The following is a 25,692-nucleotide window of genomic DNA, read 5'->3' as shown; positions in this document are numbered from 1 at the left end:
AGCAACAAAAAGGAGCTAGAAAAATTCTAGCTCCTTTTTGTTGCCCAAATATTTTTAAATTATGCTACTTTTCGCCATAACTTTATCTAACCAATAGTCTTAATAATTCGTGCTGGATTACCTGCGATTAAAACATTATCAGGTACATCTTTTGTTACCACACTACCAGCACCAACGACGACATTATTTCCAATCGTGACACCAGGTAAAACAATCACTGATCCACCAAACCAACAATCATCACCAATTGTAATTGGTGCATCATATTGCCATCCTTCACGACGTAAATTTTTGTCCATAGAATGATGATTAGGTGTATATAACTGACAATTAGGCCCAATGAAACAGTGTTCTCCAATTGTTATTTGTCCTGCACTTAAAATCTGTAAATTAGAATTAATAAATGTGCCTGACCCTATTTTTAACATTTCCGGCCATTCTATAGTTGAAATTGGAAAATATATTTCAGCAGATTTTTCCATATTAGGTAAAAATTCTTTAAGCATTTTATCTGCATCATTCGTATCATGAGCCGCCAATTTATTTATTTTATAAATAGTTTGTGCACTTGTTTTAACAGTTTTTTGAGCCCATTCTTCTTTAGAATATTGGTACCAATCGCCATCTATAATTTTCTCAGTAATACTTTTTTTACTCAATCGTTCAATTTCTTTTTCGTTTAAATCTTTCATGTCCCTACCCCCGATATATAATTTTAGATAATTAATCGCCATTTAAACAACATTACCTATCTAAAATTATATCCTTAATAGCAATTAAAAAGCAAAAAATAATAATATCATTTATAAATATACCATCATAAATTCTATAATCTCTTTTCAAAAATTAAATTTTGGTCATTTTGTTCTATAAAGTGATAATTATTAGTCTTAGCTACTTTCAAACTTTTTATATTATTCAAATCTAGTATTATTTTTAATTTTTTTAACTTATATTCCTTTATAGCTAGTTTCTCAAGTTCTGTTAAGGCCTTTGACATTATTCCGCGTCCTACATACGACTTGTCTAACCAATAACCAACCTCAGCAGTTCCCATATGTAAATCTATTCCATGTAAATCAATCATGCCAACGATATTCTTATTAATTTTTATAGCGAAAATTAATTTAGTTTCATCCTTAAAAGAGTCTCTTAAAAAAATTATTTCATCATTAATCGATTTCATAGCATTAACCCATGGAAGCCACTCACTTAATTCAAGACGATTACGACTAATTAAATTAAATATTTCAGTACTATCTTCTAATTTTGGTATCACTATCTGATTTGTAATCATTTTACTTCCCCTTCTTTAAGCAAATCTTACAAATTGCTAACAAAAAACGCTTATACCAAAAGAATGATATAAACGTTTTATTTTAATAATTTATATCATTTTGAATATCAATAATTTCTTGATCATCAGGTACTAAAGCTAAGTAATGTTTAATTGCGTCCTTTAACTCCTCTTGTCGTCCGTTCTCTCTAAAAATAAATATAACAGATCTTAAAAAGTCAACTTGATTAGTAAAATAAGGGTATGCTTCTAAATAATTTTCTTCAGCTTTATCATAATCTTCAAGTCTTTCATATGAAATAGCTAAATTCCAAAATATTTGAGGATCTACATCTCCGTCGCTCTTGATATCTTCTAGTAATTTAATATCTTCATCATCACGTTCTTGCTTAACTAATAAATTACTTAATTGTAATAATATGCCAGTATTATCTGGATTAATATCAATTGCTTTATTTAAATACTTTTCAGCTTGCTTCTCATCGTCCAATTTTAAGGCAACAGTCGCTGCCTGTTCATACAATGTATCATTTACCTCGTCAACCGCTAACCCTTCTTGATAGACAAGTAAAGCATCATTCAATCTATTCTCATCTGAAAGTGCTTGACCAAGAATTGGATATAAGGATGTATACGAAGGATCTTCTTCCTTCAAATCATAAAGAATATCAATTGCTTTTTGTTGATCATTTAATTGTAGATAGGTTAAACCCATCTGTAACTTAGTATCAGAGTCCATATTTTCTAAATGAATTTGTTCTAAATATGCCATTGCTTTTTCAAACTGCCCACTGTTTGCGTAACTAACACCTAATCTTTGTACTAAGTTAACCTGTGACAGTTCAGTCTGTCCTGATTTAATTAATTCAAGATAAAATCCGATTGCCTGACTAAATTGTTTTGTATTAAAATATAGTTCGCCTAAAGCAAATTGGATAACTTCTTCTTCAGGAGCCAACTTATATGCAGTTAATAATTTATTTTCACTAACTTCAAACATACCTTGTGTCTGATATAAATCGGCAGCAACCATAAGAGACTGAAGATAAGCTTCTGAATCTTCTTCAATTTCTGACAAATAGTTAAGTGCTTCATCAGATTTTCCTTCACTAATTGCAATATCTGCCAGGAATGTTTTTAAAGTATCTTCTTCTGGATATTTTTCTAATAATCTTTCATAAGTACGTTTAGATTGAGCTAAAAAACCTAAGCTATATAACTCTTCTGCTAAACTAAATAATGTTGCATCATTGTCTTTTCTTAATGCTCTGGCAAATTCTTTCATTGCCTCATCAATTTGTCCTTCGTCCAAGTAGTCTAGCATAATTTCTGAATGCGTCATTAAATAACTTCCCTTCATTATTAAATTAATATGGTTTAGTTTAATCTATCATACACACAATAGCTAGTAATCTCGTACATAACTATTGTCTATAAAATAAATTATAGATTGAAAAAGCTAGTACAAAATGAATTGTACTAGCTTTTTCTAAGTATTATTTAACAGAATCCTTTAAAGCTTTACCTGGTTTAAATGCAGGTACTTTACTTGCAGGGATTTGAATTTCTTCACCAGTTTGTGGGTTACGACCTTTACGAGCAGCGCGTTCACGTACTTCAAAGTTACCGAAACCGATTAATTGAACTTTTTCACCTGTAGCTAATGTGCTTTGGATTGAACCAAATACAGCATCAACTGCGACAGTAGCATCTTTTTTTGTCAATCCTGTTTCTTTTGCAACATTTTCGATTAATTGTGCTTTGTTTGCCATAATGTTTCACCTCCCCTAAAATGTGTCCGAATATTTAAAAATATTCAGCCATTATTATTTAAAATAAATAATAATAATAGAACCAGAGATTACTCTACTAATTCTTTATTTAAGATACCATACAAAACGTATTACATCAAGGTATTTAACTACTTTAGCAGAAAAAAAGATGGCATGGTAGCGTTTTATCAATTTGAATTATTTTCTTCTTCTTTCAATAACATGAATTGGTGTTCCTTCAAAATCAAACGATGTTCTAATTTGATTTTCTAAGAAACGTTCATATGAAAAATGCATCAAATCAGTATCATTAACAAATACAACGAATGTAGGTGGTTGTATTGCTACTTGTGTTGCATAGTAAATTCTTAAACGTTTTCCATTATCAGTTGGCGTTGGATTATGGGCTACTGCATCCATAATGACATCATTTAATACTGAAGATGTAATACGACGACTATGATTTTCATTTACGCGTTTAATTAATTCGGGTATCTTAGATAATCGTTGCTGTGTAATTGCAGACACAAAAATAATAGGAGCATAACTAAGATATGCAAATTCTTGACGTATATTAGCCTCAAAATCAGATAATGAATGATTATCTTTTTCAAGAGTATCCCATTTATTTACGACGATAATGATACCACGTCCTGCTTCATGGGCATACCCTGCAACTCTCTTATCTTGTTCCCGAATACCTTCTTCAGCATTTAACACAACTAAAACAACATCTGAACGATCAATAGCACGCATGGCACGTAGTACAGAATACTTTTCAGTATTTTCATATACTTTTCCGCGTTTTCTAATACCAGCTGTATCAATCATTGAGAACATATCGCCCTCTTCAGTATCAAAAGCTGTATCAATTGCATCACGTGTAGTCCCTTCAATAGGTGAAACAATAACACGATTTTCACCCAGGATTGCATTCACCAATGAAGACTTACCCACGTTAGGACGACCAATCAAACTAAACTTAATTCGACTGTCATCTTCATCAGGAATATTTTCAGGGAATTTCTTTGTAATCTCATCCAATAAGTCACCAACCCCAAGGCCATGACTACCAGAAACTGGAAATGGTTCTCCAAATCCTAATGAATAGAAATCAAAAATATCTTGTCTAGACTCGGGATTATCAACTTTATTAACCGCTAAAATAACTGGCTTATCAGAACGATATAAAATTTTAGCCACTTTCTCATCAGCATCCGTTACGCCTTCTTTTACACTTACAAGAAAAACAATAACATCAGCTTCATCGATTGCGATTTGTGCTTGTTCAGTGATTTGCGTCAAAAAGGGTTCATCACCGATATCGATACCACCAGTATCAATCAAGCTAAATTTTTGCGCTAACCACTCACTATGAGCATAAATACGATCTCGTGTAACACCAGGAGTATCCTCAACAATTGAAATTCTTTCCCCGGCTATTCTATTAAAAACTGTGGACTTTCCAACATTAGGACGTCCAACAATTGCTACAACAGGATTTGCCATAGATAGTACCTCACTCTCTAAATATCTTTTGTAATAAATAATAAAAACGACTGAACTACAGTTCAGTCGTTACTTAAAAATAATATTTTAATTATTTGTTAGTATCTGCATCTTCTAATGCTTTACCTAAAATATCACCAAGTGTGAAACCAGTACTTTCTTCTGGCATACCACTCATTGTTGATTTAGGAGCTTTAGCTTTTGGTGCAGCTTTTTTAACTGTTTTTTTCTTTTCAGGTTTTTCTTCTGTTGCTGGTTTTTCTTCGAGAGCTTTAATTGATAAAGCTAAACGATGTTCTGCTGGATGTACTTCAAGTACTTTAACTTGAACAGCTTGGCCAGTTTTTAAAACTTCGCCTGGTGTAGCAATATGTGTGTAAGAAATTTGTGAAATATGAACTAATCCTTCAATTCCAGGCATAACTTCAACAAATGCACCAAATGTCGTTAAACGTTTAACAGTACCATCTAAGACGTCATCTACATGGATATCATTTTCAACATTATCCCATGGTTGAGGTAATGTTTGTTTGATTGATAATGAAATACGATTCTTATCTAAATCGATTGCCAATACTTTAACTTTAACTTCTTCACCAACTGATAAGACATCTTCTGCCTTAGAAATACGGTTGTAAGAAATTTCTGAAATATGAACAAGTCCATCAATACCACCAAGATCAACAAATGCACCGAAGTTAGTTAAACGGGCAACTGTTCCTGTTACAACTTCACCAACTGTTAAAGTTTTAAGAGTTTCTACTTTTTGAGCATCTCTTTGAGCTTTAACAATTGCTTTATGTGATAAGATTAATCTATTTTCAGTTGGGTCAATTTCAATAATTTTGAAATCTAATGTTTGATGGTTATATTTTGATAAATCTTCAACAAAACGATCATCAATCATTGAAGCGGGTACGAATCCACGCACACCAGCATCAGCAACTAATCCACCTTTAACAACTTGTGTTACTGTAGCTTCGATTGTAGCATCATCATCAGCTAATTTTTGTAAGTCATTCCAAACTTCACGTTCAGCAATTCTTCTTTGTGATAGTAAGTAACTACCACCTTCTTTATCGCCACCGATACTTGAAATAACAACTAAATCCATAACGTCACCAATTTTGACAACGTCTTCTGTTTCTTCACCAGCTTTAAGTGCTAGTTCTTTAGCTGGTACAACACCTTCAACACCGGCGCCTTCAATACCAACAATGACTTGTTTAGCATCATCGATAGCTAAAACTTCACCTTTTATAACAGAACCAACCTTAACTTCACTTACACTATTTAATGCTTCTAGTAAATCATTATTTTCTTCAATATTACTCATGGACAATGTCCTCCTTAGCGAATAAACTCTATTTATTATTTTAGCTGAAATGAAGAGTAATTACTAGTGCTAATACTCATTTTTCACATTTTATTTTATTATTTGTTAATTATATCCATAATTTTCTGTACGACCCCATCAATATTCATTGAAGTCGTATCTACAAGTATAGCATCTTTTGCCTGAATAAGCGGAGAAATTTCACGTGTAGAATCTTTTCGATCTCGTTCGGCAATTTCAAACTCTAAAACATCAAGTGTTGTATTAATACCCTTAATTTGATTTTCCTTAAATCGGCGAAGAGCACGTTCTTTAACACTCGCAACTAAGAATATTTTAACTTCAGCATTTGGTAATACTGTCGTTCCGATATCACGACCATCCATAACAATTGATCCATCTTCGGCAATTTCTTGTTGTCTTTTAACTAATTCCTTGCGTACACCTTCTTGAGCAGCAACCGTTGAAACATTATTAGTTACCTCAGGTTGCCTAATTGCTTGTGTTATGTCTATATTGTTTATATAGACTAATTGTTCTGGATTTGCTGGTTTAAAAGAAATTATTGTATCTTTTAATAGACTAACTAACTTATCATCATTATCCAGCGCAACATTCTTTGCCATTGCTTCAAAAGTAATTGCTCGATACATTGCCCCAGTGTCGCAATAAACATAATTTAATTTTTTAGCAACTAATTTAGCGACAGTGCTTTTTCCTGCGGATGCCGGTCCGTCAATTGCAATTTGGATATTATTTTTCATCAAGTAATTCCTCCATAAAAATGGGATTGATTAGATATCAATCCCATATGTATATTATTTAACTCTTATTTTTTGTCCTGCACTAATAGAAGTAGTCAACCCTGGATTCATTTGTAGAAGTTGTTCTGTAGTTAACCCATTGTTTGCTGCAACACGATATATGCCTTGTCCTGCTTCGACAGTTACATATGACTTTGAAGATGCACTTGATGAACTATCAGAGCTGGTTGATTCACTAGACGCTGAGCTAGAGCTTGAATTAGTGCTAGAACTAGCTTTCTCTTTTGATTCAGAGCTAGCTTTTTCTTTTGATGCTTTTTCTTTCGATTCAGAACTAGCTTTTTCTTTTGATTCAGAGCTTTTCTTAGCACTTGAGCTAGAACTATCAGAATCATCAGTTTTGGTAACTATTTTTTTACTTACTGAACTCTCGCTTGTGGTTCTATCTTCTGGTTGGTATACTTTGTTACTTTCAACAATATAAAAAGCAATCGTTCCAATAATAATAGCTACAAAAACAACTAATAACCCCGTAGTTAATAATGAACTATTTTTACTTTTACGTCTATTCGCTGATCGAGAATAATTTCCATTATCGTCTCTATCGTCTTCGAATGATTTTTCCCAAGGCTTTTTTTCTGAATTATCTTTTTTATCACTCATTTTTCAATCCTCCTAAAAACAATTATCATTATTTTACCATAATAATCCAAATTATTCTCAAGATAATTTAAACAATCTTGAAATAATATTATCTGTTGATTGAATTAACTGCTTGTCATCATTTTTGATTATCTTTTTTTCTAATCCAATCTTTTGAAGTACATCCACATTAAATAACGCTGAGCAACAGAATTCATCATGTTCTATTAATTTCGATTCTCCAAAATGGTTTAAAATTTGTTGCTTTCGACAATTACTTGAATTAACAAACATTATCATATTTTGTAATCCAGTTTCTTTTTCAATTTTCCTTTGTCTAAAAAGGAACTGCACCTCTTCAACTGAGCTTTGTTTCTCATAGTAATAATCTAACAGTTTACCTTTTTCTTCTCCAAGACCAACTAATTCCTTATGTTTTTTAAAATACATCCTAATAAAATCATCATCTGGAATGGTTAAATCAATTAAGTTTCTTTGTAGAAACACATCATTTTCTTGAGAAAAAACAATTGCGATACTCTGCTGGCCATCTCGTCCAGATCGGCCAAATTCTTGTACGTAGCTTTCAAAATCAGCGGGCATATGATAATGGATAACGTATCTAATATCTTTCTTATTAATACCCATACCAAAAGCGCTTGTTGCACATATAACATCTATTTGATTTTCCATAAATTGTCTTTGTACCGTATACCTTGCCATATCATTCAAGTCAGCATGGTACGGTTCAGACCTTAATCCAGTGTTATTATTTATTAAATCTGAGACCTCATTTGCCTTTTTCTTGCTCGAGAAATAAACGATTCCAACACCCTTGATTTTATTCAATAAATTTAATAATTGCTTATTTTTATCAGATTCATCATGCACTTTTAAGACACTTAAAAAAATATTACTTCTATTAACCGATTTAATGATTTTATGAAAATCTCGACCTTCTGTTTTTAATTGTGTCATAATATCATTCTGAATATTTAGTGCAGCTGTGGCTGTCAACGCCAAAACGCAAGGTGTACCAAGTTTCACAATTGCATTATTCAAATCCAAATAATCAGGCCTAAAATCTGGTCCCCAAGTGGAGATACAATGTGCCTCATCTACAACAAATAGTGATACATCTATTTGTTTAAGGGCATTTATCACTTCAAATTGACTTAGCATTTCAGGAGATAAATAAACAAATTTATAAGATTGTATATTTTTTAACACATATTTTTTTTCAGAATAACTCAATATTGATGTTAATCCAATAGCTGTCCCATTACCACGAAAATTAAATTGACTAACTTGATCTTGAATTAAAGATAACAACGGTGAAACGATAACTGTCGTACCATTCATAAGATAGCCAGCTAACTGATAACACAATGATTTCCCAGTCCCTGTAGGTAGTACTGATAACGTGTCTTGACCAGATAAGATAGTTTCTATGGTTTCTTCTTGGCCTATCATAAATGAATCGAATCCAAAGTATTCCATCAATTTTTCTTTTAAATTAATTTTGGACATCTATTTTACTCCTATAAATTTGATACAAACGATAATCGAAAAAATTTATATCAGGTTTCTTATTTTGTATTATTTTAAAAGGTACTTGATCAATATCTCTCCCCATAATTTCAGATAAATCATTAACTATTTTTTTTGTTAAAAAAGTATCAAATGGAAATTTTTCACTAATCATTGCTAATTCAAGTAAATGTTCAAAAATTGTACTAGTCTTCAATCCTCTACTTTTAGCCACATCATTAACAGATAGGCCCATAGTAATTAATCTCATCGTTTCCTTTGCACTTTCAGAAATAATTCCTGTTTTTAGAATTGACTGAACTAATTCTTTGAACACACTTTGTTTTTGCTCCTCAATCCAACTAGCAAAAAAATTTATTGTATCTCTGTATATTAATTGAATCTCCATTTCTGATAGATTCAACTCATTTGCTAACTGTTTATTGGTCAATCCATTAAGATTATGACCAATTAATTTGTTCATAAATATTAAACTAGAATTTGTATCAATTTTTTGCACGAACAATCGTAATTCTAAATTAACTTGTTTTGTTAGTATTGTTTTGTCATTATTAGAAATCCATTTTTTGATATTAAATTTAGTTAATTCGGATGTTACGACAGGATAATAATGACGATTAACAAAGCTAAGTTCAGATACAACTTGTATAGCTAAAATACAAGTTTCTGACCATTCATTAAATTTATATTGATTTATTAATTTAGGGTGCTTAATTTGATATAAATCGCTTTTCGCTTTTTTTTGTCGAATTAAACCATTTTGCGTTAACCGAACTTGCCCATTAGATTCAGTGAGTAATTTATTTTGTTTCAACTTAGAAAGTATTTTTTGATATATTTCATTTGTAAATTGAGGATCAATACTAAAATAATCTAGCAAATCATAACGCATTCCCCAATATATATTGGAAACAGTATTCCGACCTGTAATAATGCTAAATATTACATTAGGTCGCCGATATTCGACATTAAACATTTGTAAGAGATAATCTTCAACCATAAAATACCATCCTTATAAAATAAAATGAGGAAGAATCACTTAAGAATTCTCCCTCATTAATTATACTATAGTTGTTTATATTTTTTATTATTTAACTGAACCCAACCATACATTCTCTGATATAAAAGACTAAATAACCCAACGACCAGAATTCCTTTTATAATATTAAAAGGAACAATACCAACAATAACGTACTTGGATACTGACATTCCGATATTCATACCGATAACATTCAAGTACACTGGTAGAATTACAAAATAATTTGCAATAGATAATACAGCAGTTAGTACAAAGGTACTCACTAAAACTGCCAAAATACTCTTTCCAAGTGTTGGCTTAAGGTTTCCTTTACCTTTGAGAAGATAATATGCTGGAAATGATACCGCCATTGATGCTAAGAAATTACTTCCAACACCTATCAAGCTGGCAATATCTGTTCCAGTTGAAACTAGATACAGCAATGAACGAACGACGGCAACCATCACACCGCTCATTGGTCCCAAAATAAAAAATCCAATTAAAATTGGTAAATCACTAAAATCAATTTTTAAATACGGAAAAATTACTGGGAAAGATAAAAACATTAATACGTATGAGATTGCAGCTAAGAACGCTGTAATCACAACTTTATAAACTGGTGACCGATTCATACTAGAAAACCTCCTGGAAGGCCATCTTCAATGAAGAACCTTTCAAGTAAATAAAAATGAACGCCATTAATCACTAAAGATTAACAGAGTTCATTTGAAATTACTTACTCAAATAAGCCCTATCTTCTTTATCCAGACTTTAACTGTCGGTACTGGAATTACACCAGTCCAGCCACATATACAATGTGGGTCGCGGACTATAACCGCCGGTCGGGAATTACACCCTGCCCCTGAAGACGAACCAAATATTTTATTACGCTACAAAATATAACATAGGATAAAATAAGTTACAATTATTTACGCTCGGCGATACTTTTCAATGCATGAACTTCTTCTTCAGATAACTCACGGTATTGACTCGAAGTTAATCCATATAAATCTAAGAATCCATAAGTTTCACGTTTTAATTTTTCCACTGGATGTCCGACCTCTGCCAACATATTTTTAACTTGATGATTTCGGCCTTCATGAATTGTTAATGAAACAATTGCTTTTTGCTTATTTTTATCTGCTGAAATAATTTTTGAATGAGCAGGAGCCGTTTTCTTACCATCAATTACAATTCCTTGACGTAACGTTTTTAAATCATCATTAGATGGAATACCATTCACTTTAGCGACGTAAGTTTTGTCAATCTTATACTTTGGATGAGTCATTTTGTTGGCTAACTCACCATCATTTGTCATTAATAATAATCCAGAAGTATCATAATCTAATCGACCGACTGGATAAATTCTTTCCCTTACACCTGGAAAATAATCCGTAACAACCTTACGATCTTTATTATCCTTAACAGCCGAAATAACTCCTCTTGGTTTGTAGAATAAATAATAGACTAATGGTTCTTCATTTAAACGAATACCATCAACTTCAATTTTATCTTCACTTGTGACCTTAATACCCAACTCACTTGCAACCTTACCATTCACCTTAACATGACCTTCTGAAATCATTTTTTCGGATTGTCTTCGTGACGCAACACCTGATTGCGCCATAACTTTTTGTAATCTTTCTGCCTCTGCCATATTATTCCTCATTTTCTTGTAATTTTTCGTTAAAATTATTTAAAAAAAGTTTACCTATTTCTCCATCAAAATCTTGATTTTCACTAATCACTGGAAGTTCTTTTAGTTCAGTTAATCCAAAATAATTTAAAAATTGCGTCGTTGTTACATATATAATAGGTCTTCCTGGTACATCAAGACGTCCATTTTCACGAATTAGATCTAAAGCAATCAATTTTTGCAGTGATCCTGAACTTTGAACTCCTCGGATATCATCAATTACAAGTCGTGTCACTGGTTGTTTATAAGCAATGATAGCTAGCGTTTCCAGTGCTGCATTAGAAAGTCTTCTTGAATTAGGATTTTCAAAATAATCTTTAATTAAATCTGCTAATTTCTCTTTTGTTACTAATTGATAACAATCATTATATTGAATTAGCTCCAAGCTAGAATTTATATCATTTTTATACTTTAATGATAATTTTTCAAGTTGTTCTTTAACTGCTGATTTCAATAATCCAGTTAATCTAGATAATTCTGCTAGAGATATTCCTTGATCCCCACTCACAAATAAAAGTCCTTCAATATTTGCTAAATGACTCACCTTCGTACCTCCTTAATACAATAATCTATGGTTCAATTTTTAAAATCTGAATCATTTCATGGCTATTTGCTTGTTTCAATTTAATTTGGTTTAATTTTGAAAGTTCTAATATTGCCAGAAAAGTAACAACAATTTCATCAACCGTTGTTGTTATTTCAAAAAAATCACTAAATATTAAACTCTTATTTGAATTTAGAATGATTTTTTTTATTTCTGATATTTTATCAGAGAGTGATGCTAGTTGCACATTAATTTTTTTCTCAATTGGTTGATGATTTATTTGCTTTATTAAAACTCTTTTAAAAGCATTCTCAAGTGTTTCTAAATCCAGGCCAGGTATATCAAGTTGAGGTTTATCAAATCTATTTTTAGGAATACTACTTTGTTCCTTAGAAAAATAATTCGCACGTTTATTTTCCCTGACGCTCAACTCTCCAGCCGCCTCTTTAAAAATTTGATATTCAATTAATTGTTCGACTAGACTTGCCCTTGGATCAGTTTGAGTTTCCTCTACATTGGAAAATTCTGCCGGTAATAACATTTGACTCTTAATTTTCATCAACGTTGAAGCCATCACTAAATATTGACCAATCACATCTAATGACATATTCGTAGTATCTTTAATAATAGTTAAATATTGCTCTGTTATTTCTGAAATTTGAATATCATAAATATCCATCTCAGAATCTTTGATTAAATGCAGTAACAAATCAAGTGGTCCTTCAAAAGAGGTTAATTTTAATGTTACCTGACTAATAGATTTAAATTTTTGACTCATTTTTTTGCATTTCCCATTTTTCAATTAATTTTGTAGTATCAATTGTACCCATGATTTTTTTATCAGGATATAGCGATAATACAGCGTTCAGAATCAAAAAACTAACTTTTTTATGTCTTTCATCTGGACTCAATGATATTGCCCGAACTACGACAACGTTGCCATCATTTTCAATACCAACTATACCAGTAAAATTACCTGCCTCATTTTTCCAAAGATACAAATCTCGATTTTCTGTATCTTGATAACCTTTAATTGCTAAATTAATTCTAGTAACATCCTTCAAGTCAGGTATAAATGACAACAAGCCCATCGCAATTTTTTCATAATCATTCTTATACTTAATAAGCATTATTGTTCTCCTCTACACGCACGGCATTCATGAGACAATTCATATATTTAAAAATAACTAATATACTTGTTTGTTACCGATATATTAATTTAACGTTGAACTAATAAATTATATTTTCAAATAATTTTATTTATTATCTCTTACCTACTAAAATAGTTTTCTATTAATCATCTGTTTCGTTAATTAATTCATCATTATTAGTTTCAAATTCCTCAGGCATTTTTATTAAAATAAGATTACCATCTTCTTGTTTAACATAACGCTCTTTTAGCAGATGTCCAACAGCTCTCTTAAATTGACCTTTGCTGATACCAAAATATTCTTTAATGTCTTCTGGATTACTTTTATCAGTAAAAGGTAATGTTTTTTCATCATTATGACTTAATGCAGCAATCAACATTGCTGCATCATCACTAATTGCTTCATAGGCACGTGGTTTGATAGATAGATTAATTGTACCGTCAGTTCTAATTCCAATTACACGTCCTTCTAATACTTGACCTAATCTAGGTTCATTAAATCTTTCAGATGGATGGATAAATCCAAGATAATCATCATCAGTAATTACAAAAGTTCCAATCATTTTTAAGCGAATAACTGTAAATTTCATATTTTTATTTTTTAATGAGTCATCAGGTTTCTTAGCAATTGATCGAAACATTTCTTCGTCCGCAACATCACCCCAAATACGATCTTTGGCATCAATTTTAAGTCCAACCATTAATCGATCACCAGCTTTTGGCCAAAGTGATTTCATTTCTGGTAAATCATCTAGTGAAACTGCTACATCTTTGTCTGGTAAACCAATGTCAACGAAGACACCTAAATCTCTTCTAACTTTTACAACGTCTCCGAATGCATATTGATCAATGCCAGCTCTAGGAATTATTGTTGATAAACTCAAATCATGATCTTCGTTCTCATACACAAAGCCTGTAACCATCGAACCGTTCGCTAATTGACTGTTTTTTTCATCTTTCAATAAATGCATTGTTATACTATCTTTTTGTACTAAAAATTCTGTATCATTCTCATCAGTTACCATTGCGGTAACAACTTGTCCCATTATTGAACTCATTTATTTCTCCCATTCAAAAAAATATTATTTTATATTTCTTTATTCATATTTTAAAATTACATACTCACATTTTACCTGATATTAGGCTTAATAGCCAATTGAATAGAAATATTGTGTAATAAAAAAGGGGCTGTGACATAAGTCTCTTCAATATGATATTAAACAAGTCTCCCGAAATCTTTTTTGATTTCGGGAGACTTGTTTCTTTTTACTACTTTTTAATATATTATCTAATTAGAAAAATAAAAAGGAACACTGGCCTTCGACCCCCAATGCTCCTTAATTTAATCCTCGAAAGGACTTAAAAATGCAAAATTATTATAACATAAATCAGACTTGTTTAGCCATCTCAACTGACTATATACCAGAAAAGAATAACACTGCGTGTTATATCAATACGCTAATCGAAAAATTAGAAATAAAAGAACCTTATCTTTTTGGTCGCCCCCGTGAATATAATCTTTCAGCTTTATTGAAGTTATATCTTTTTGCTATAACTCGAGGTGTTTTTAGTAGTCGTCGGGTCGCCTTACTAGCACAAGAAAATTTATCGGCACGTTGGTTAACACAAGAGCAAATGCCATCTTACCGAACTATTGTCCGATTTAGAACGTCGAATGAATTAACTGATTTAATTGATCGCAGTTTAGATACCTTAGTCGAATATTTACGACAACAAAATATGATTAGTGATGCCATCTTTATTGATGGTACTAAGGTTTTGGCTAATGCTAATAAATATAGTTTTATTTGGAAAAAGAATACAATACGTTTTGATCAAATGAATCGCGAAGCGATTTTAGAGCTACTAGTTGAATTAAAAACAGCGCATGCTGCTTGTAAAGTCCCAGAAGGCTCCAATCTAACACTAGAAATGATTGAAGAAGTTATCGATCGACTTGATCAGAAATTAGTAGCATTAGACCAGGAAGTTTCAAGAACTAAGAAGATAAGTCCCAATCCAGCTAAAAGAATTCGAAGAACCCTAAAATCTAAGAAGAATCAATTAACTAAACGCCAACATAAATTAAGTGAACATGAAGCACAAATGAAAATATACGGTACTCGAAATAGCTATTCTAAAACTGATCATGATGCAACTTTTATGCGTATTAAAGAAGATCCAATGTTAAATGGTCAACTTAAGCCAGCTTATAACTTACAAATTGCGACCAGTAACCAATTTATTTTGGGCTACCAATTATTTCAAAATCCAACAGATACTAGAACACTTCAACCGTTTCTTAAAACGTTAAGTACTCATAATAAATTAGATAAATACATTGTTGCCGATGCCGGATATGGATCAGAATCAAACTATCGTTTCATTGAAGATGAATTACCAAATCAAACTGCTATAATTCCTTACGGTACCATGATTAGAGAACAAAGCAAAAAATGGCGAACTGATGATAGAAAAGTTATGAACTGGGATTATCATGAAAATAATGATTACTATATTGATCCGCACGGCGTGCGATTTAACTTTAAAGCGTATCGGAAAAGAACCGATAAATATGGAATAGTTCGTGAATTTAAAGAATATCAAGCAGAGTTACTAGATGAGAATCAGATAATTATTCCTGCGGCTAAAACACTTAGAGGTGCACGTCGTAAGATTCAAGTTAACGGATCTTGGGAATATTTTAAGGCACAACAATGTGAACGACTTTCTGAACCAGAAACGGGTCAAATTTACGCGCACCGTAAAATTGATGTAGAATCCGTTTTTGGTCGAATGAAGGCCTCTTTGCCGTTCAATCAATTTCTATTGCGAGGGATTGAGAAGGTTAAAAAGGAAGCAGGTTTGATAGTAATGGCATTAAATATCCAAAAATTAGCCAGTTTAGGAGGTAAATAATACTTCTGTTTTCTATATTTTTTTAAATAAAAAGAAATAAGGCTCCAGAAATCAAAAAATGATTTCCGGAGCCTTATTTTGAACTTTATTGAAGGGACTTATGTCACAGCCCCTTTTCCAATTTTAAAATATTCAAGTAAGGATTGATACAACCTGATCAATATTATCTTAATTAGTCAATTATATTCATGATTAACCCAATAACATTTTTCGTCACCAATGTCTTACCGATATACTAACTTAGGTTCATCATGTACTTGAACCTTAATATAATTAGTCTACTAATTGAACTTTCAAACTGTTTGTTGTTCCTTTTTCACCAACTGGAAGACCAGCAGTGATTAAGATAAGGTCACCTTTTTTAGCGAAACCTAATTCTTTAGCTTTTTCAGTTGCTAAACTAAACAATGCATCTGTTGATGCTGGTTTTTCAGCAATGATTGGGTGAACACCCCAGTTAACTGATAAACCATGACGAGTTTGTTCGTCAAAAGTAATAGCTAAAATATCTGAGTCAGGACGGTATTTAGAAATCATACGTGCTGTTTGACCAGATTTTGTAGCAGCGATGATAGTTTTAATACCTAAGCTATCAGCTGTTTCAGCAACAGCACGACCAATAGTTTCAGTAACATCATTTTTGTCAAATTCATTTAATGCAAATGAGCTATGTGCACGCAATGCATTTTCAGATTTTTCATCAATACGAGCCATTGTTGCAACTGATTCTACAGGGTAGTCACCATTAGCACTTTCACCTGAAAGCATTGTTGCATCTGTTCCATCAAATACGGCATTAGCAACATCAGATGCTTCAGCACGTGTAGGACGTGGGTTTTCTTGCATTGAATCAAGCATTTGAGTAGCAGTAATAACTGGTTTGCCCAAAGCGTTACATTTTTTGATTAAGTCTTTTTGAACTAAAGGAACATTTTCAGCAGGAATTTCAACACCCATATCGCCACGGGCAATCATTAATCCTTCAGAAACTTCCATAATAGCATCAATATTATCGATACCTTCTTGTGATTCAATCTTAGGGAAGATTTGAACATGTTCCATTCCTTTTTCTTCAAGTAAAGCGCGGATATCTAAAACATCAGCTGGTTTACGTACAAAACTTGCAGCAATGAAATCAATGTTTTGATCTAAACCAAAACGAATATCGTCTGAATCTTTTTCAGTAATACCAGGTAAGTTAATTGATACACCAGGAGCGTTAACACCTTTACGTGAACCTAAACGACCAGAATTCATAACAGTTGTTACTAATTCGTTAGCAGCTGTATCAATTTCATCAATTCTCATATCGATAAGACCATCATCAAACAATACGTGGCCTCCAACATGAACATCTTCAATTAAACCTGGGTAAGTAACAGCAATCTTTTCTTTTGTTCCTTCAAGTGAATCATCCATTGAAATACGAACAATATCATTAATTTCAAAGTTGATTTTACCTTCTTTTTGAACAGTAGTACGGATTTCTGCACCTTTAGTATCAAGCATGATACCAACCATTTTACCAGTAATTTTTTCTGCTTCATGAACTAATGTCATACGACCTAAATGTTCTTCATGGTCACCATGAGAAAAGTTGAAACGGAAAACATTAGCACCGGCTTCGATTAATTTAACAATTGTATCAAGATCTGAACTGGCTGGACCAAGTGTACTTACGATTTTAGTTTTTTTCATTAGATTATGATCTCCTCTTAGTTTACTTATTATTTATAAATAACAATAACAGTATTATATTATTTTGGTGTTGAAAGTCGTGTATTTAAGTCTAAAAGACTCAAATCTGTATGATGTTTATGTTCTTCAAGCGTTGCAACAATATCTTCAGCAACTAATTTGTTGTCTTTAATACCAATTGCTAATCCGCCTTTACCTTCCATAAGAAGTTGAACAGCATAATCACCAAAACGACTTGCTAAGACACGATCTTTGGCAGTTGGTACGCCACCACGTTGTGTATGGCCTAAAATAGTCACACGTGTTTCAAAATTACCATATGTGTCTAATTCAGCAGCAAATTCACTAGCTCCCATAACACCTTCAGCTAATACGATAATTCCTGAATCTTTACCATGTTCACGGTTACTGTTGAGCTTGTCTGCAATTTCTTGCATGTTATATCCTTTTTCAGGAATAACAATAACATCAGCACCACCAGCAATACCGGACCATAAAGCAATATCTCCAGCATTTCTACCCATTACTTCAACGATAAACGTACGTTGATGTGAACGAGCAGTATCGCGAATACGATCAATTGCATCAAGAGCTGTGTTAACAGCTGTATCAAATCCAACTGTGAAATCTGTATCAGGAATATCATTATCGATTGTTCCTGGAATACCAACAGCGTTAAATCCACGTTTTGTGAGTGCTAAAGCACCATGGTATGAACCATCCCCACCGATAACAACTAAAGCATCGATACCGAACTTTTTAAGTTGTTCGATACCTTTTAATTGTCCTTCAGCAGTTGCAAATTCAGGATAACGGGCTGAATATAACATTGTTCCACCGCGTTGAATAACATCATCAACGTCAGCATATTCAATTTTATGAATATCGCCAGCAACTAAACCAGCAAAACCATAATTAATACCGTATGCTTCTAATCCTTCACCAATTACACGACGTGCAACAGCACGAACTGAAGCGTTCATACCTGGCGCATCTCCACCACTTGTTAAAATACCAATGCGTTTCATTTCTTCACCTCAATAAGTAATTTAAGTACATATTTCACTCACTATATTAACACTTTTCAGAAAAGTTGTCTTGTTAAATGTGAAAATATTTTCAGTATTTTCAAGAATAAATTACTTAATGACGACATTTTCAGAACCTAATATTTTTGTAAGCGCTGTATGTGTTTCTTTGTCGTTCCTTAACCAATAAGTTCTATCTAAACTAATTTTACGATTGTCTTTTTCATAGTACAAAATAACCGGTGTTTGACCTAACCTTATTTTCATGGTTTGCATTAATTTTTCTATTTTTTCATTTGTTGTTTCTTTAGTAATCTTCAAAAACCATTTTTTTTGAGTTATTCGTTTAAAATAATCATCTGCTAATTCTATTTTTTTAACAATAATTTGTAATCCTCTATTTGTTTCAACATCCCCCGAAACGACAACGACCTTATTTTTTTCAAGTAAAGATTCTTTCTGTCGAAATAAATCAGGAAATATTGTCAAATCAATCTCACTTGTTTCATCCGAACCATTTACAAAGGCCATTTGTTGACCCTTCTTTGTTCGAATAACTTTTACTCTCGTAAGATTAACTAAAATGGTTACATGTGTCTTATCAGATATTTCCGATATTTTTTTAAAATCGCTTTGATTTAGCTGTTTCCGATACTTCTCAACCGGATGTCCCGAAAGATACGCACCTAAATATTGTGATTCTTTTTCTAATCGAACCATTAATGGAAAGTTTGATTGTCTTGCTATCTTAGGTGTTAATAATTCAAATAAATTAGTATTATTTCCACTTAAATCAATACTACTAATTAATTCTGGTAGAGCACTAATCAACTCAGCACGATTATATTCAAATTGATCAAAACACCCAGAATATATTAAAGCTGAAATATTTTCCTCATTTAAATATTTTTTATCTATCCGATGCAGGAAGGATTGGAAATCTGTGAACAATTCTTTTTTCCGTAATGTAATGATATGTTCAATAAAGTCTTTTCTAAGTCCTTTAATACTATTTAATCCAAATAAAACAATATTTTGTCTTAAACTAAAACCTACCTCGCTCATATTAATATCAGGTAATTTAATTATTACATGATATTGCTTTGCTTCCACTAAGTATTCTTTTATTTTTTGCGGATTATTACCAACGGAATTTAAAATAGCTTCAAAAAATGCAGCTGGAAAATTAGCTTTAATATAGGCTAATTGAAAAGCAATTTTACTATAGGCAACGGCATGTGAACGATTAAATCCATAATTAGCAAACTGCTCAATATAACTATAAACTGTTTTAGCTACATCTTCTTGAATTCCATTATCATATGCCCCATTGATAAACTGAGTACGCATTTCATCAATAGTCTTTTTTTTCTTTTTACTCATTGCTCGGCGTAGTAAATCAGCTTCACCAAGTGTAAAATTACCCATCTTTGATGCGACCTGCATAACCTGCTCCTGATAAACTAATACACCATAGGTTGACTCAAGAATTTGTTTTAAACTATTGTCCGGAAATGTTATTTTTTCAAGATGATGTTTTCGTGCAATAAATGTATCTATATTTTCCATCGGACCCGGCCGATATAACGCATTTACAGCTGCGATATCTTCAAAAGATGTTGGTTGTAATTTTTTTAAAACATTTTTGATACCATTAGATTCAAATTGGAAAACACCGGATGTATCACCTAATCTAAAAAGAGCTAATGTTTTTTCATCTTCTAAATTAATGAATGCTGGATTGAAGTCTGCTTGATAATTCTTTTTAACCTGTGTTACAGCTTGATCTAAAATATTTAAATTACGTAGACCTAAAATATCGATTTTTAATAAACCAACATTTTCAACTATATCTTTAGAATACTGCGTTAAAAGAATATCCTCACTTCCATTTTGTAACGGAACCACTTCTCGTAAATCAATTTGGCTCAATACGACCCCTGCTGCATGCGTAGAGTAGTGTCTTGGAATCCCTTCGATATGCTGCGCAATTGTAAAAATATTTTTATTTTTGGAACTATCATTAACTAAATTACGTAATTTTTGTGATTGTGCTAGCGCCTCTGTCAACGTAATTTTCAAAACATTTGGAATTGAATCACTCCACCCTTTCATTTCAAAAGGTGATACACCAAATACTCGACCAACATCCCTCAAAGCCTGTTTTGCTGCCATTGTGCCAAATGTAATAATTTGAGCCATGTGATAATGTCCATATTTTTGATGTAAATAATTAAGGATTAGTCCACGTTTATCATCTGGAATATCTAAATCAATATCCGGCATCTGAACACGTTTTGAATTCAAAAAACGTTCAAACAATAAATTATATTTAATTGGATCAACATCCGTAATCGTTAAAACGTAGGCTGTGATCGATCCAGCAGATGACCCTCGTCCTGGGCCAGTTATAATATTTTGCGAATGAGCATAGTTCATAATATCCCAAACGATTAAAAAGTAATCTTCAAATCCCATTTGTTGAATAACGTTTAACTCAAGTTCTAATCTTTGTTTATATTCCTTAGGTACACCATTTGGAAACCGCTCATTTAATCCAGTATTACACATACTTCTCAAATAACTATGTGCTGTTTCATTATTAGGTAATGGATACTCAGGTAGTTTGGGTTGTGAGAATGTTAATTCCAGAGACGTTTCATCTGCTAAATTTTGGGTTTCTTGAATTGCATCTGCCATTAGCAATTCTTGATATTGCTCCGTTATCTCTTTTGGATTTCTTAATGCATATTCTCCCTGAATTTGTTCATCAACTTTATTAATTAAAATCGTTTCACCAGTACTAATTGCCTTTAACACATCAATATCAAACTGATTTTCAGCATCCAAATAAGCTACTTCATCTAGCGCAATTACACGAATATCAAAATTTTGAGCTAAAGATTTAATTGATTGTGCCGTAATTTTATCCATTAAGTGAGATAGGCCAACTCGAATATTTTCTGAACCTATTAAGCTTTGATATTTGGCTAATAATTCTTTTGCATCGGATATTTGACTTTGTTCAATTAAATAACTAAATTCACTTTTTTCACTAGGTGATAATATAAATAAACCGTCTAAATAGTTAGTTAAACTACTAAAGTTTAACTTATCATCATTTAAGGTCATTTTTAAGGTCGATAATTGCATTAAATTTTGATAACCTTGTTTATCTTTTGCAATAAAGGTCAATTCATATTCATGGTTTGTTTCGATTAAACCGGAGATATCTAACGTTAGTCCGATAATTGGCTTAATTTCAGCTTTTTGACAGGCATTATAAAAATCAATTGCACCATACAATGTATTATTATCTGTTAAGGCAATTGCTTTATAGCCTTTACTTTTAGCACTTTGAACAAGATCATTAATTTTAGTGGTGCTTTGTAATAAGCTGAATGAACTTTTAACTTTTAACGGAACAAACATTTTATCCCCCTTTTCACGTATCTATTAATGTTATTATACAAAACTTTTTAACAATACCCAATAGACACTAAAAAGCTTTTGCAAAAATAATTATTTGTGCTAAAATTAGCTTTGAATGTGAGGTGCTGTTCTATGATGAAACAATTAACAATTCTCTTTTGGGGCTTCATTTTTGGTGAAGTAATTGGTTATATCGTAAGCTCACTAACTGGTACATTGTTTGCACCAGTTTTGTTAATCGGTATTATTTTTGCAGTTACCGGCTTAATTGTCGTAAATTGCCTCTACGCCATTCTCAAAGATCCTAAATCAGATAAATAAAAAAAGATAAACTAATTAGTTTATCTTTTTTTTGGCTTTATAAGACTATAAGGAAAAATTTGAGAAAGAAAGGTCTCAATATGTCCTCTAGTTTAACTCATCCACACTATTTAATAATACCTATTTTGTTTCTTCAGATACTAATTTTATAATTTCTAGAACAACATCCGTTGCTTTTTCCATTGTTTCAACTGAAACAAATTCAAATCGCGCATGCATATTTTCTGCTCCAGCAAATATATTTGGTGTTGGTAATCCCATGAATGAGATTTTTGAACCATCTGTCCCACCACGTACTGGATAGATATCCGGTTTAATTGCTAAATTTTCCATAGCTTCTTTAGCAACAGTCACAACAGTCATATCCTTCTCGATTACTTCACGCATATTGTAATATTGATCTACCATATCAATTGTCACACGTTCAGAATCAAAATCAGCATTCATTTTATCAGCAATACCCATCATATACTTTTTGCGATCTTCGAATTTTTGGCGATCATGATCACGAATAATATATACCATTTTTGCTTCATCAACTGTACCTTCTACTGAAATTAAATGGTAAAAACCTTCGCGGCCTTCAGTTTTTTCAGGTACTTCATCTTGTGGTAATAATGAGTCAAATTGATTTGCTAACTTACTTGCATTAATTAAAACACCTTTAGCAGTTGCAGGATGAACTTCCTTACCTTGAATTGAAACGACTGCTTGAGCAGCATTAAATGTTTCATATTCTAATTCACCTAATGGTCCACCATCAACAGTGTAAGCTAAATCAGCTCCAAAATCGGCTACGTCAAATTTATCAGCACCTACCCCAATTTCCTCATCAGGTCCAATACCAACTTTAATGTCACCATGCTTAATTTCAGGATGTGCAACTAAATAAGCTACAGCAGTAATAATTTCAGCTACTCCCGATTTATCATCTGATCCTAATAGTGTTGAACCATCTGTTGTAATTAATGTATTGCCTTTATAATTTTTTAAATTTGGAAATTCTTTAATAGTTAGTTTAAATTTACCATCATCGTCAAGATTAATATCAGATTCGCCATCATAATTTTCAACGAATTGGGGGTTAACACCCTCTGCTGTAAATGCAGCTGTATCCATATGTGAAATAAAACCAACCGCTTTAACGTTTTTACCAGCTTCTAAATTACTTGGTAATGTTGCTAAAACATACCCACTTTTTTTAGAAATACGTGCATCCTTTAATCCAATTTGTAAAAGTTCTTCCTTTAATTCTTTCGCAAATTCAACTTGAGTTTGCGTTGAAGGAGTTACCCCTGAATTTTCATCAGAACGAGTTTCTACTTTAACATACTTAATAAAACGTGGAATTAATTCTTCATATTTTGTCATGATAGCGTATCTCCTAATCTATTATTTAATATCTCTAATCATACTCTAATTTTAAAATTAAATAAACTGAAATGGATCTGTATTAATATCTGATTCAATAATCTCAATTTGCCAATTATTTTCTAGATTCCATTCTCCAAATAACCGTTTCAATTGTGCTTTACAGATACTTTCAACATGATGGCCCGGATCAATAACTGACAACCCTTCTGCTAACATGTCATGAGCCGTGTGGTAGTAGACATCTCCTGTTACGTAAACATCCGCCTGCTGCTTAATTGCCTCATGATAAAATTTACCACCATCACCACCTAGAACTGCAACACGCTTAATTGATTGCGTCAAATCATTAGAAATCAGTCTTAATCCACTTATGTTAAATTGCTTCTTACAATATTCAGAAAATTCAATAACAGTCATAGGACTAGTTAAATTTCCGATTCGACCCATTCCATAATCTGAACTATTTGTATGCACTAACGGGATTGTTTCTTGTAATTTTAAACGACTCGCTAACCAATCATTCATCCCACCTGTAACATTGTCTAAATTAGTATGAGCTGCATACACTGTTATATTATGACTCAATAAATCGGCATACATTTTATTTTGAGGATTCGTAGTATCCAAATTTTTTGCCGGTCTAAATATTAATGGATGATGTGCGAAAATAAAATCTACATTTTTATTAATTGCTTCTTGGACAACTTCTGGACGAACATCTAAAGTTGTCATTACTTTAGTAACAGTATTATTAATATCACCTAATTGTAGGCCTACTGGATCACCAATTTCAGCCATACTTTTTGGAGCAAATACTTCGAATTGATTGACTAAATCAATAATTTTTGTCATCCCAGCATCTCCTCAATTTCTTTGATATCAACTTCTAATATCCTTTTTTTATCAATAGGAACTTTATTTGCTGCCTCAAAATTTTTTAAAACTTTACGCTTTTTTTCCATTTGCTTGTGCCATTTAGCTTTGAATACATCGCTTTGCTCAATTCTTAATTTAGGTCCATACTTTAAATCTAATATCGAGTAGCTCATTTTAGTGTTAACTTTCTCAGCAACAATAATTTCATAGACATGATGGTCGTCTTCGACAATATCTTCATCAATAATTTGATATGAATGATCCATTAACCATTCTCTTATTAATTTTTGTCCAACATTAGGTTGAATAATTAAACGACGGACACCCGTTAATTTTTCTAAATCGGCAGTAAATATATCCTTTATTAAAGGGCCACCCATTCCGGCAATTGTGATAGTATCAATATTATCGTCTAATTTAATTGCCTTTAACCCATTAGCTAATCTTGGCATTATCATGTGGTCTAATCGTTCTGTATTAATTTCTGTTACGGCATTTTCATAAGGCCCTTTAGCTACTTCTCCAGCAACAGCATATGAAATAATTTTATTAATAGCTAAATACGCAGGTAAGTAAGCATGATCCGATCCAATATCGGCCAATCGTGCATTTTTTGGTACAAATTTTGCAACTCGAACTAATCGATCTGATAAATGTCGTGCATCCATTTCTTGATCCTCTTCTTTCGTATCTTATCTTTTCTTATTATAACTAAAAAAGGACCATTATAAAACAGGTTTCGTTTTATAATGGTCCTTAAATTTT

At 32.1% G+C, this 25,692-nt stretch carries 22 protein-coding genes, 2 pseudogenes and 1 riboswitch; of the genes and pseudogenes, 2 read left to right on the top strand and 22 right to left on the bottom strand.

Features of this window, described 5'->3' with window-relative positions; genetic code table 11:
* Positions 1–86: 86 nt before the first annotated feature.
* From AC1RPK_RS02310 to AC1RPK_RS02235, 16 genes are all read right to left on the bottom strand, one after another.
* A complete protein-coding gene (locus AC1RPK_RS02310; RefSeq protein WP_481761340.1) occupies positions 87–692 on the bottom strand; it encodes a sugar O-acetyltransferase in 606 nt (201 codons plus the stop codon).
* A 134-nt stretch (positions 693–826) separates the two neighbouring features.
* Positions 827–1,297, bottom strand: a complete 471-nt coding sequence (locus AC1RPK_RS02305) for a GNAT family N-acetyltransferase (RefSeq protein WP_481761341.1) — start codon at positions 1,295–1,297, stop codon at positions 827–829.
* 82 nt (positions 1,298–1,379) lie between these two features.
* Positions 1,380–2,639 carry a tetratricopeptide repeat protein gene (locus AC1RPK_RS02300; protein WP_481761342.1) on the bottom strand — a complete coding sequence of 420 codons (1,260 nt, stop codon included), beginning with the start codon at positions 2,637–2,639 and terminating at the stop codon, positions 1,380–1,382.
* Between the two features lie 154 nt (positions 2,640–2,793).
* Entirely contained in the window at positions 2,794–3,069 is a 276-nt protein-coding gene (locus AC1RPK_RS02295; protein ID WP_409022511.1) for an HU family DNA-binding protein, read from the bottom strand.
* Between the two features lie 198 nt (positions 3,070–3,267).
* Positions 3,268–4,578: a ribosome biogenesis GTPase Der gene (gene der, locus AC1RPK_RS02290; RefSeq protein ID WP_409022510.1), complete on the bottom strand. Its 1,311-nt coding sequence runs from the start codon at positions 4,576–4,578 to the stop codon at positions 3,268–3,270.
* A 91-nt stretch (positions 4,579–4,669) separates the two neighbouring features.
* Positions 4,670–5,914 carry a 30S ribosomal protein S1 gene (gene rpsA, locus AC1RPK_RS02285; protein WP_481761343.1) on the bottom strand — a complete coding sequence of 415 codons (1,245 nt, stop codon included), beginning with the start codon at positions 5,912–5,914 and terminating at the stop codon, positions 4,670–4,672.
* A 98-nt stretch (positions 5,915–6,012) separates the two neighbouring features.
* Positions 6,013–6,678 (bottom strand): (d)CMP kinase, encoded by a 666-nt coding sequence (cmk, locus tag AC1RPK_RS02280; RefSeq protein WP_481761344.1) that lies wholly within the window; start codon positions 6,676–6,678, stop codon positions 6,013–6,015.
* A 54-nt stretch (positions 6,679–6,732) separates the two neighbouring features.
* Positions 6,733–7,341 (bottom strand): LysM peptidoglycan-binding domain-containing protein, encoded by a 609-nt coding sequence (locus AC1RPK_RS02275; RefSeq protein ID WP_481761345.1) that lies wholly within the window; start codon positions 7,339–7,341, stop codon positions 6,733–6,735.
* Between the two features lie 57 nt (positions 7,342–7,398).
* Complete coding sequence (locus AC1RPK_RS02270) at positions 7,399–8,850, bottom strand: RecQ family ATP-dependent DNA helicase (protein WP_481761346.1); 1,452 nt, start codon at positions 8,848–8,850, stop codon at positions 7,399–7,401.
* Positions 8,837–9,871 (bottom strand): helix-turn-helix domain-containing protein, encoded by a 1,035-nt coding sequence (locus AC1RPK_RS02265; protein ID WP_481761347.1) that lies wholly within the window; start codon positions 9,869–9,871, stop codon positions 8,837–8,839. Before AC1RPK_RS02265 ends, AC1RPK_RS02270 begins: the two co-directional genes overlap by 14 nt.
* Before the next feature lie 65 nt (positions 9,872–9,936).
* Entirely contained in the window at positions 9,937–10,521 is a 585-nt protein-coding gene (locus AC1RPK_RS02260) for an ECF transporter S component (protein WP_409022504.1), read from the bottom strand.
* 117 nt (positions 10,522–10,638) lie between these two features.
* Positions 10,639–10,763, bottom strand: a riboswitch (FMN riboswitch).
* 51 nt (positions 10,764–10,814) lie between these two features.
* Positions 10,815–11,546, bottom strand: a complete 732-nt coding sequence (locus AC1RPK_RS02255) for a pseudouridine synthase (protein WP_409022503.1) — start codon at positions 11,544–11,546, stop codon at positions 10,815–10,817.
* 1 nt (position 11,547) lies between these two features.
* Entirely contained in the window at positions 11,548–12,129 is a 582-nt protein-coding gene (scpB, locus tag AC1RPK_RS02250; RefSeq protein WP_481761348.1) for an SMC-Scp complex subunit ScpB, read from the bottom strand.
* A gap of 25 nt (positions 12,130–12,154) precedes the next feature.
* A complete protein-coding gene (locus tag AC1RPK_RS02245) occupies positions 12,155–12,907 on the bottom strand; it encodes a segregation and condensation protein A (protein ID WP_481761349.1) in 753 nt (250 codons plus the stop codon).
* Entirely contained in the window at positions 12,891–13,259 is a 369-nt protein-coding gene (locus AC1RPK_RS02240; RefSeq protein WP_481761350.1) for an N-acetyltransferase, read from the bottom strand. Before AC1RPK_RS02240 ends, AC1RPK_RS02245 begins: the two co-directional genes overlap by 17 nt.
* A gap of 163 nt (positions 13,260–13,422) precedes the next feature.
* Positions 13,423–14,337 (bottom strand): CvfB family protein, encoded by a 915-nt coding sequence (locus AC1RPK_RS02235; protein ID WP_481761351.1) that lies wholly within the window; start codon positions 14,335–14,337, stop codon positions 13,423–13,425.
* Positions 14,338–14,644: 307 nt separating this feature from the next.
* On the opposite strand from AC1RPK_RS02235, the pseudogene AC1RPK_RS02230 reads away from it, so the two are divergent.
* Positions 14,645–16,189, top strand: a pseudogene (locus AC1RPK_RS02230) (IS1182 family transposase); the annotation flags it as partial.
* A 288-nt stretch (positions 16,190–16,477) separates the two neighbouring features.
* Here AC1RPK_RS02230 and pyk read toward each other — a convergent pair.
* From pyk to dnaE, 3 genes and pseudogenes are all read right to left on the bottom strand, one after another.
* Positions 16,478–17,896, bottom strand: a pseudogene (pyk, locus tag AC1RPK_RS02225) (pyruvate kinase); the annotation flags it as partial.
* 59 nt (positions 17,897–17,955) lie between these two features.
* Complete coding sequence (gene pfkA, locus AC1RPK_RS02220; protein WP_481761352.1) at positions 17,956–18,924, bottom strand: 6-phosphofructokinase; 969 nt, start codon at positions 18,922–18,924, stop codon at positions 17,956–17,958.
* 111 nt (positions 18,925–19,035) lie between these two features.
* Positions 19,036–22,356: a DNA polymerase III subunit alpha gene (gene dnaE / locus AC1RPK_RS02215; protein WP_481761353.1), complete on the bottom strand. Its 3,321-nt coding sequence runs from the start codon at positions 22,354–22,356 to the stop codon at positions 19,036–19,038.
* Positions 22,357–22,488: 132 nt separating this feature from the next.
* Here dnaE and AC1RPK_RS02210 point away from each other — a divergent pair, with 132 nt between their 5' ends.
* Positions 22,489–22,677, top strand: a complete 189-nt coding sequence (locus AC1RPK_RS02210; RefSeq protein ID WP_409022496.1) for a YjzD family protein — start codon at positions 22,489–22,491, stop codon at positions 22,675–22,677.
* 120 nt (positions 22,678–22,797) lie between these two features.
* Here AC1RPK_RS02210 and pepT read toward each other — a convergent pair whose 3' ends face one another.
* The 3 genes from pepT to AC1RPK_RS02195 are packed head-to-tail and all read right to left on the bottom strand — an operon-like array spanning position 22,798 to position 25,595.
* Complete coding sequence (gene pepT, locus AC1RPK_RS02205; protein WP_481761354.1) at positions 22,798–24,048, bottom strand: peptidase T; 1,251 nt, start codon at positions 24,046–24,048, stop codon at positions 22,798–22,800.
* A 57-nt stretch (positions 24,049–24,105) separates the two neighbouring features.
* Positions 24,106–24,903 (bottom strand): Nif3-like dinuclear metal center hexameric protein, encoded by a 798-nt coding sequence (locus AC1RPK_RS02200; RefSeq protein ID WP_481761355.1) that lies wholly within the window; start codon positions 24,901–24,903, stop codon positions 24,106–24,108.
* Positions 24,900–25,595: a tRNA (adenine(22)-N(1))-methyltransferase gene (locus tag AC1RPK_RS02195; RefSeq protein ID WP_481761356.1), complete on the bottom strand. Its 696-nt coding sequence runs from the start codon at positions 25,593–25,595 to the stop codon at positions 24,900–24,902. Before AC1RPK_RS02195 ends, AC1RPK_RS02200 begins: the two co-directional genes overlap by 4 nt.
* Between the last annotated feature and the right edge of the window lie 97 nt (positions 25,596–25,692).

The sequence above is a fragment of the Dellaglioa sp. CoH-55-MRSF-6 genome, assembly GCF_056782215.1.
Note: the sequence above shows the minus strand (reverse complement) of the source record. Positions and strands in the feature narration are given on the sequence as shown.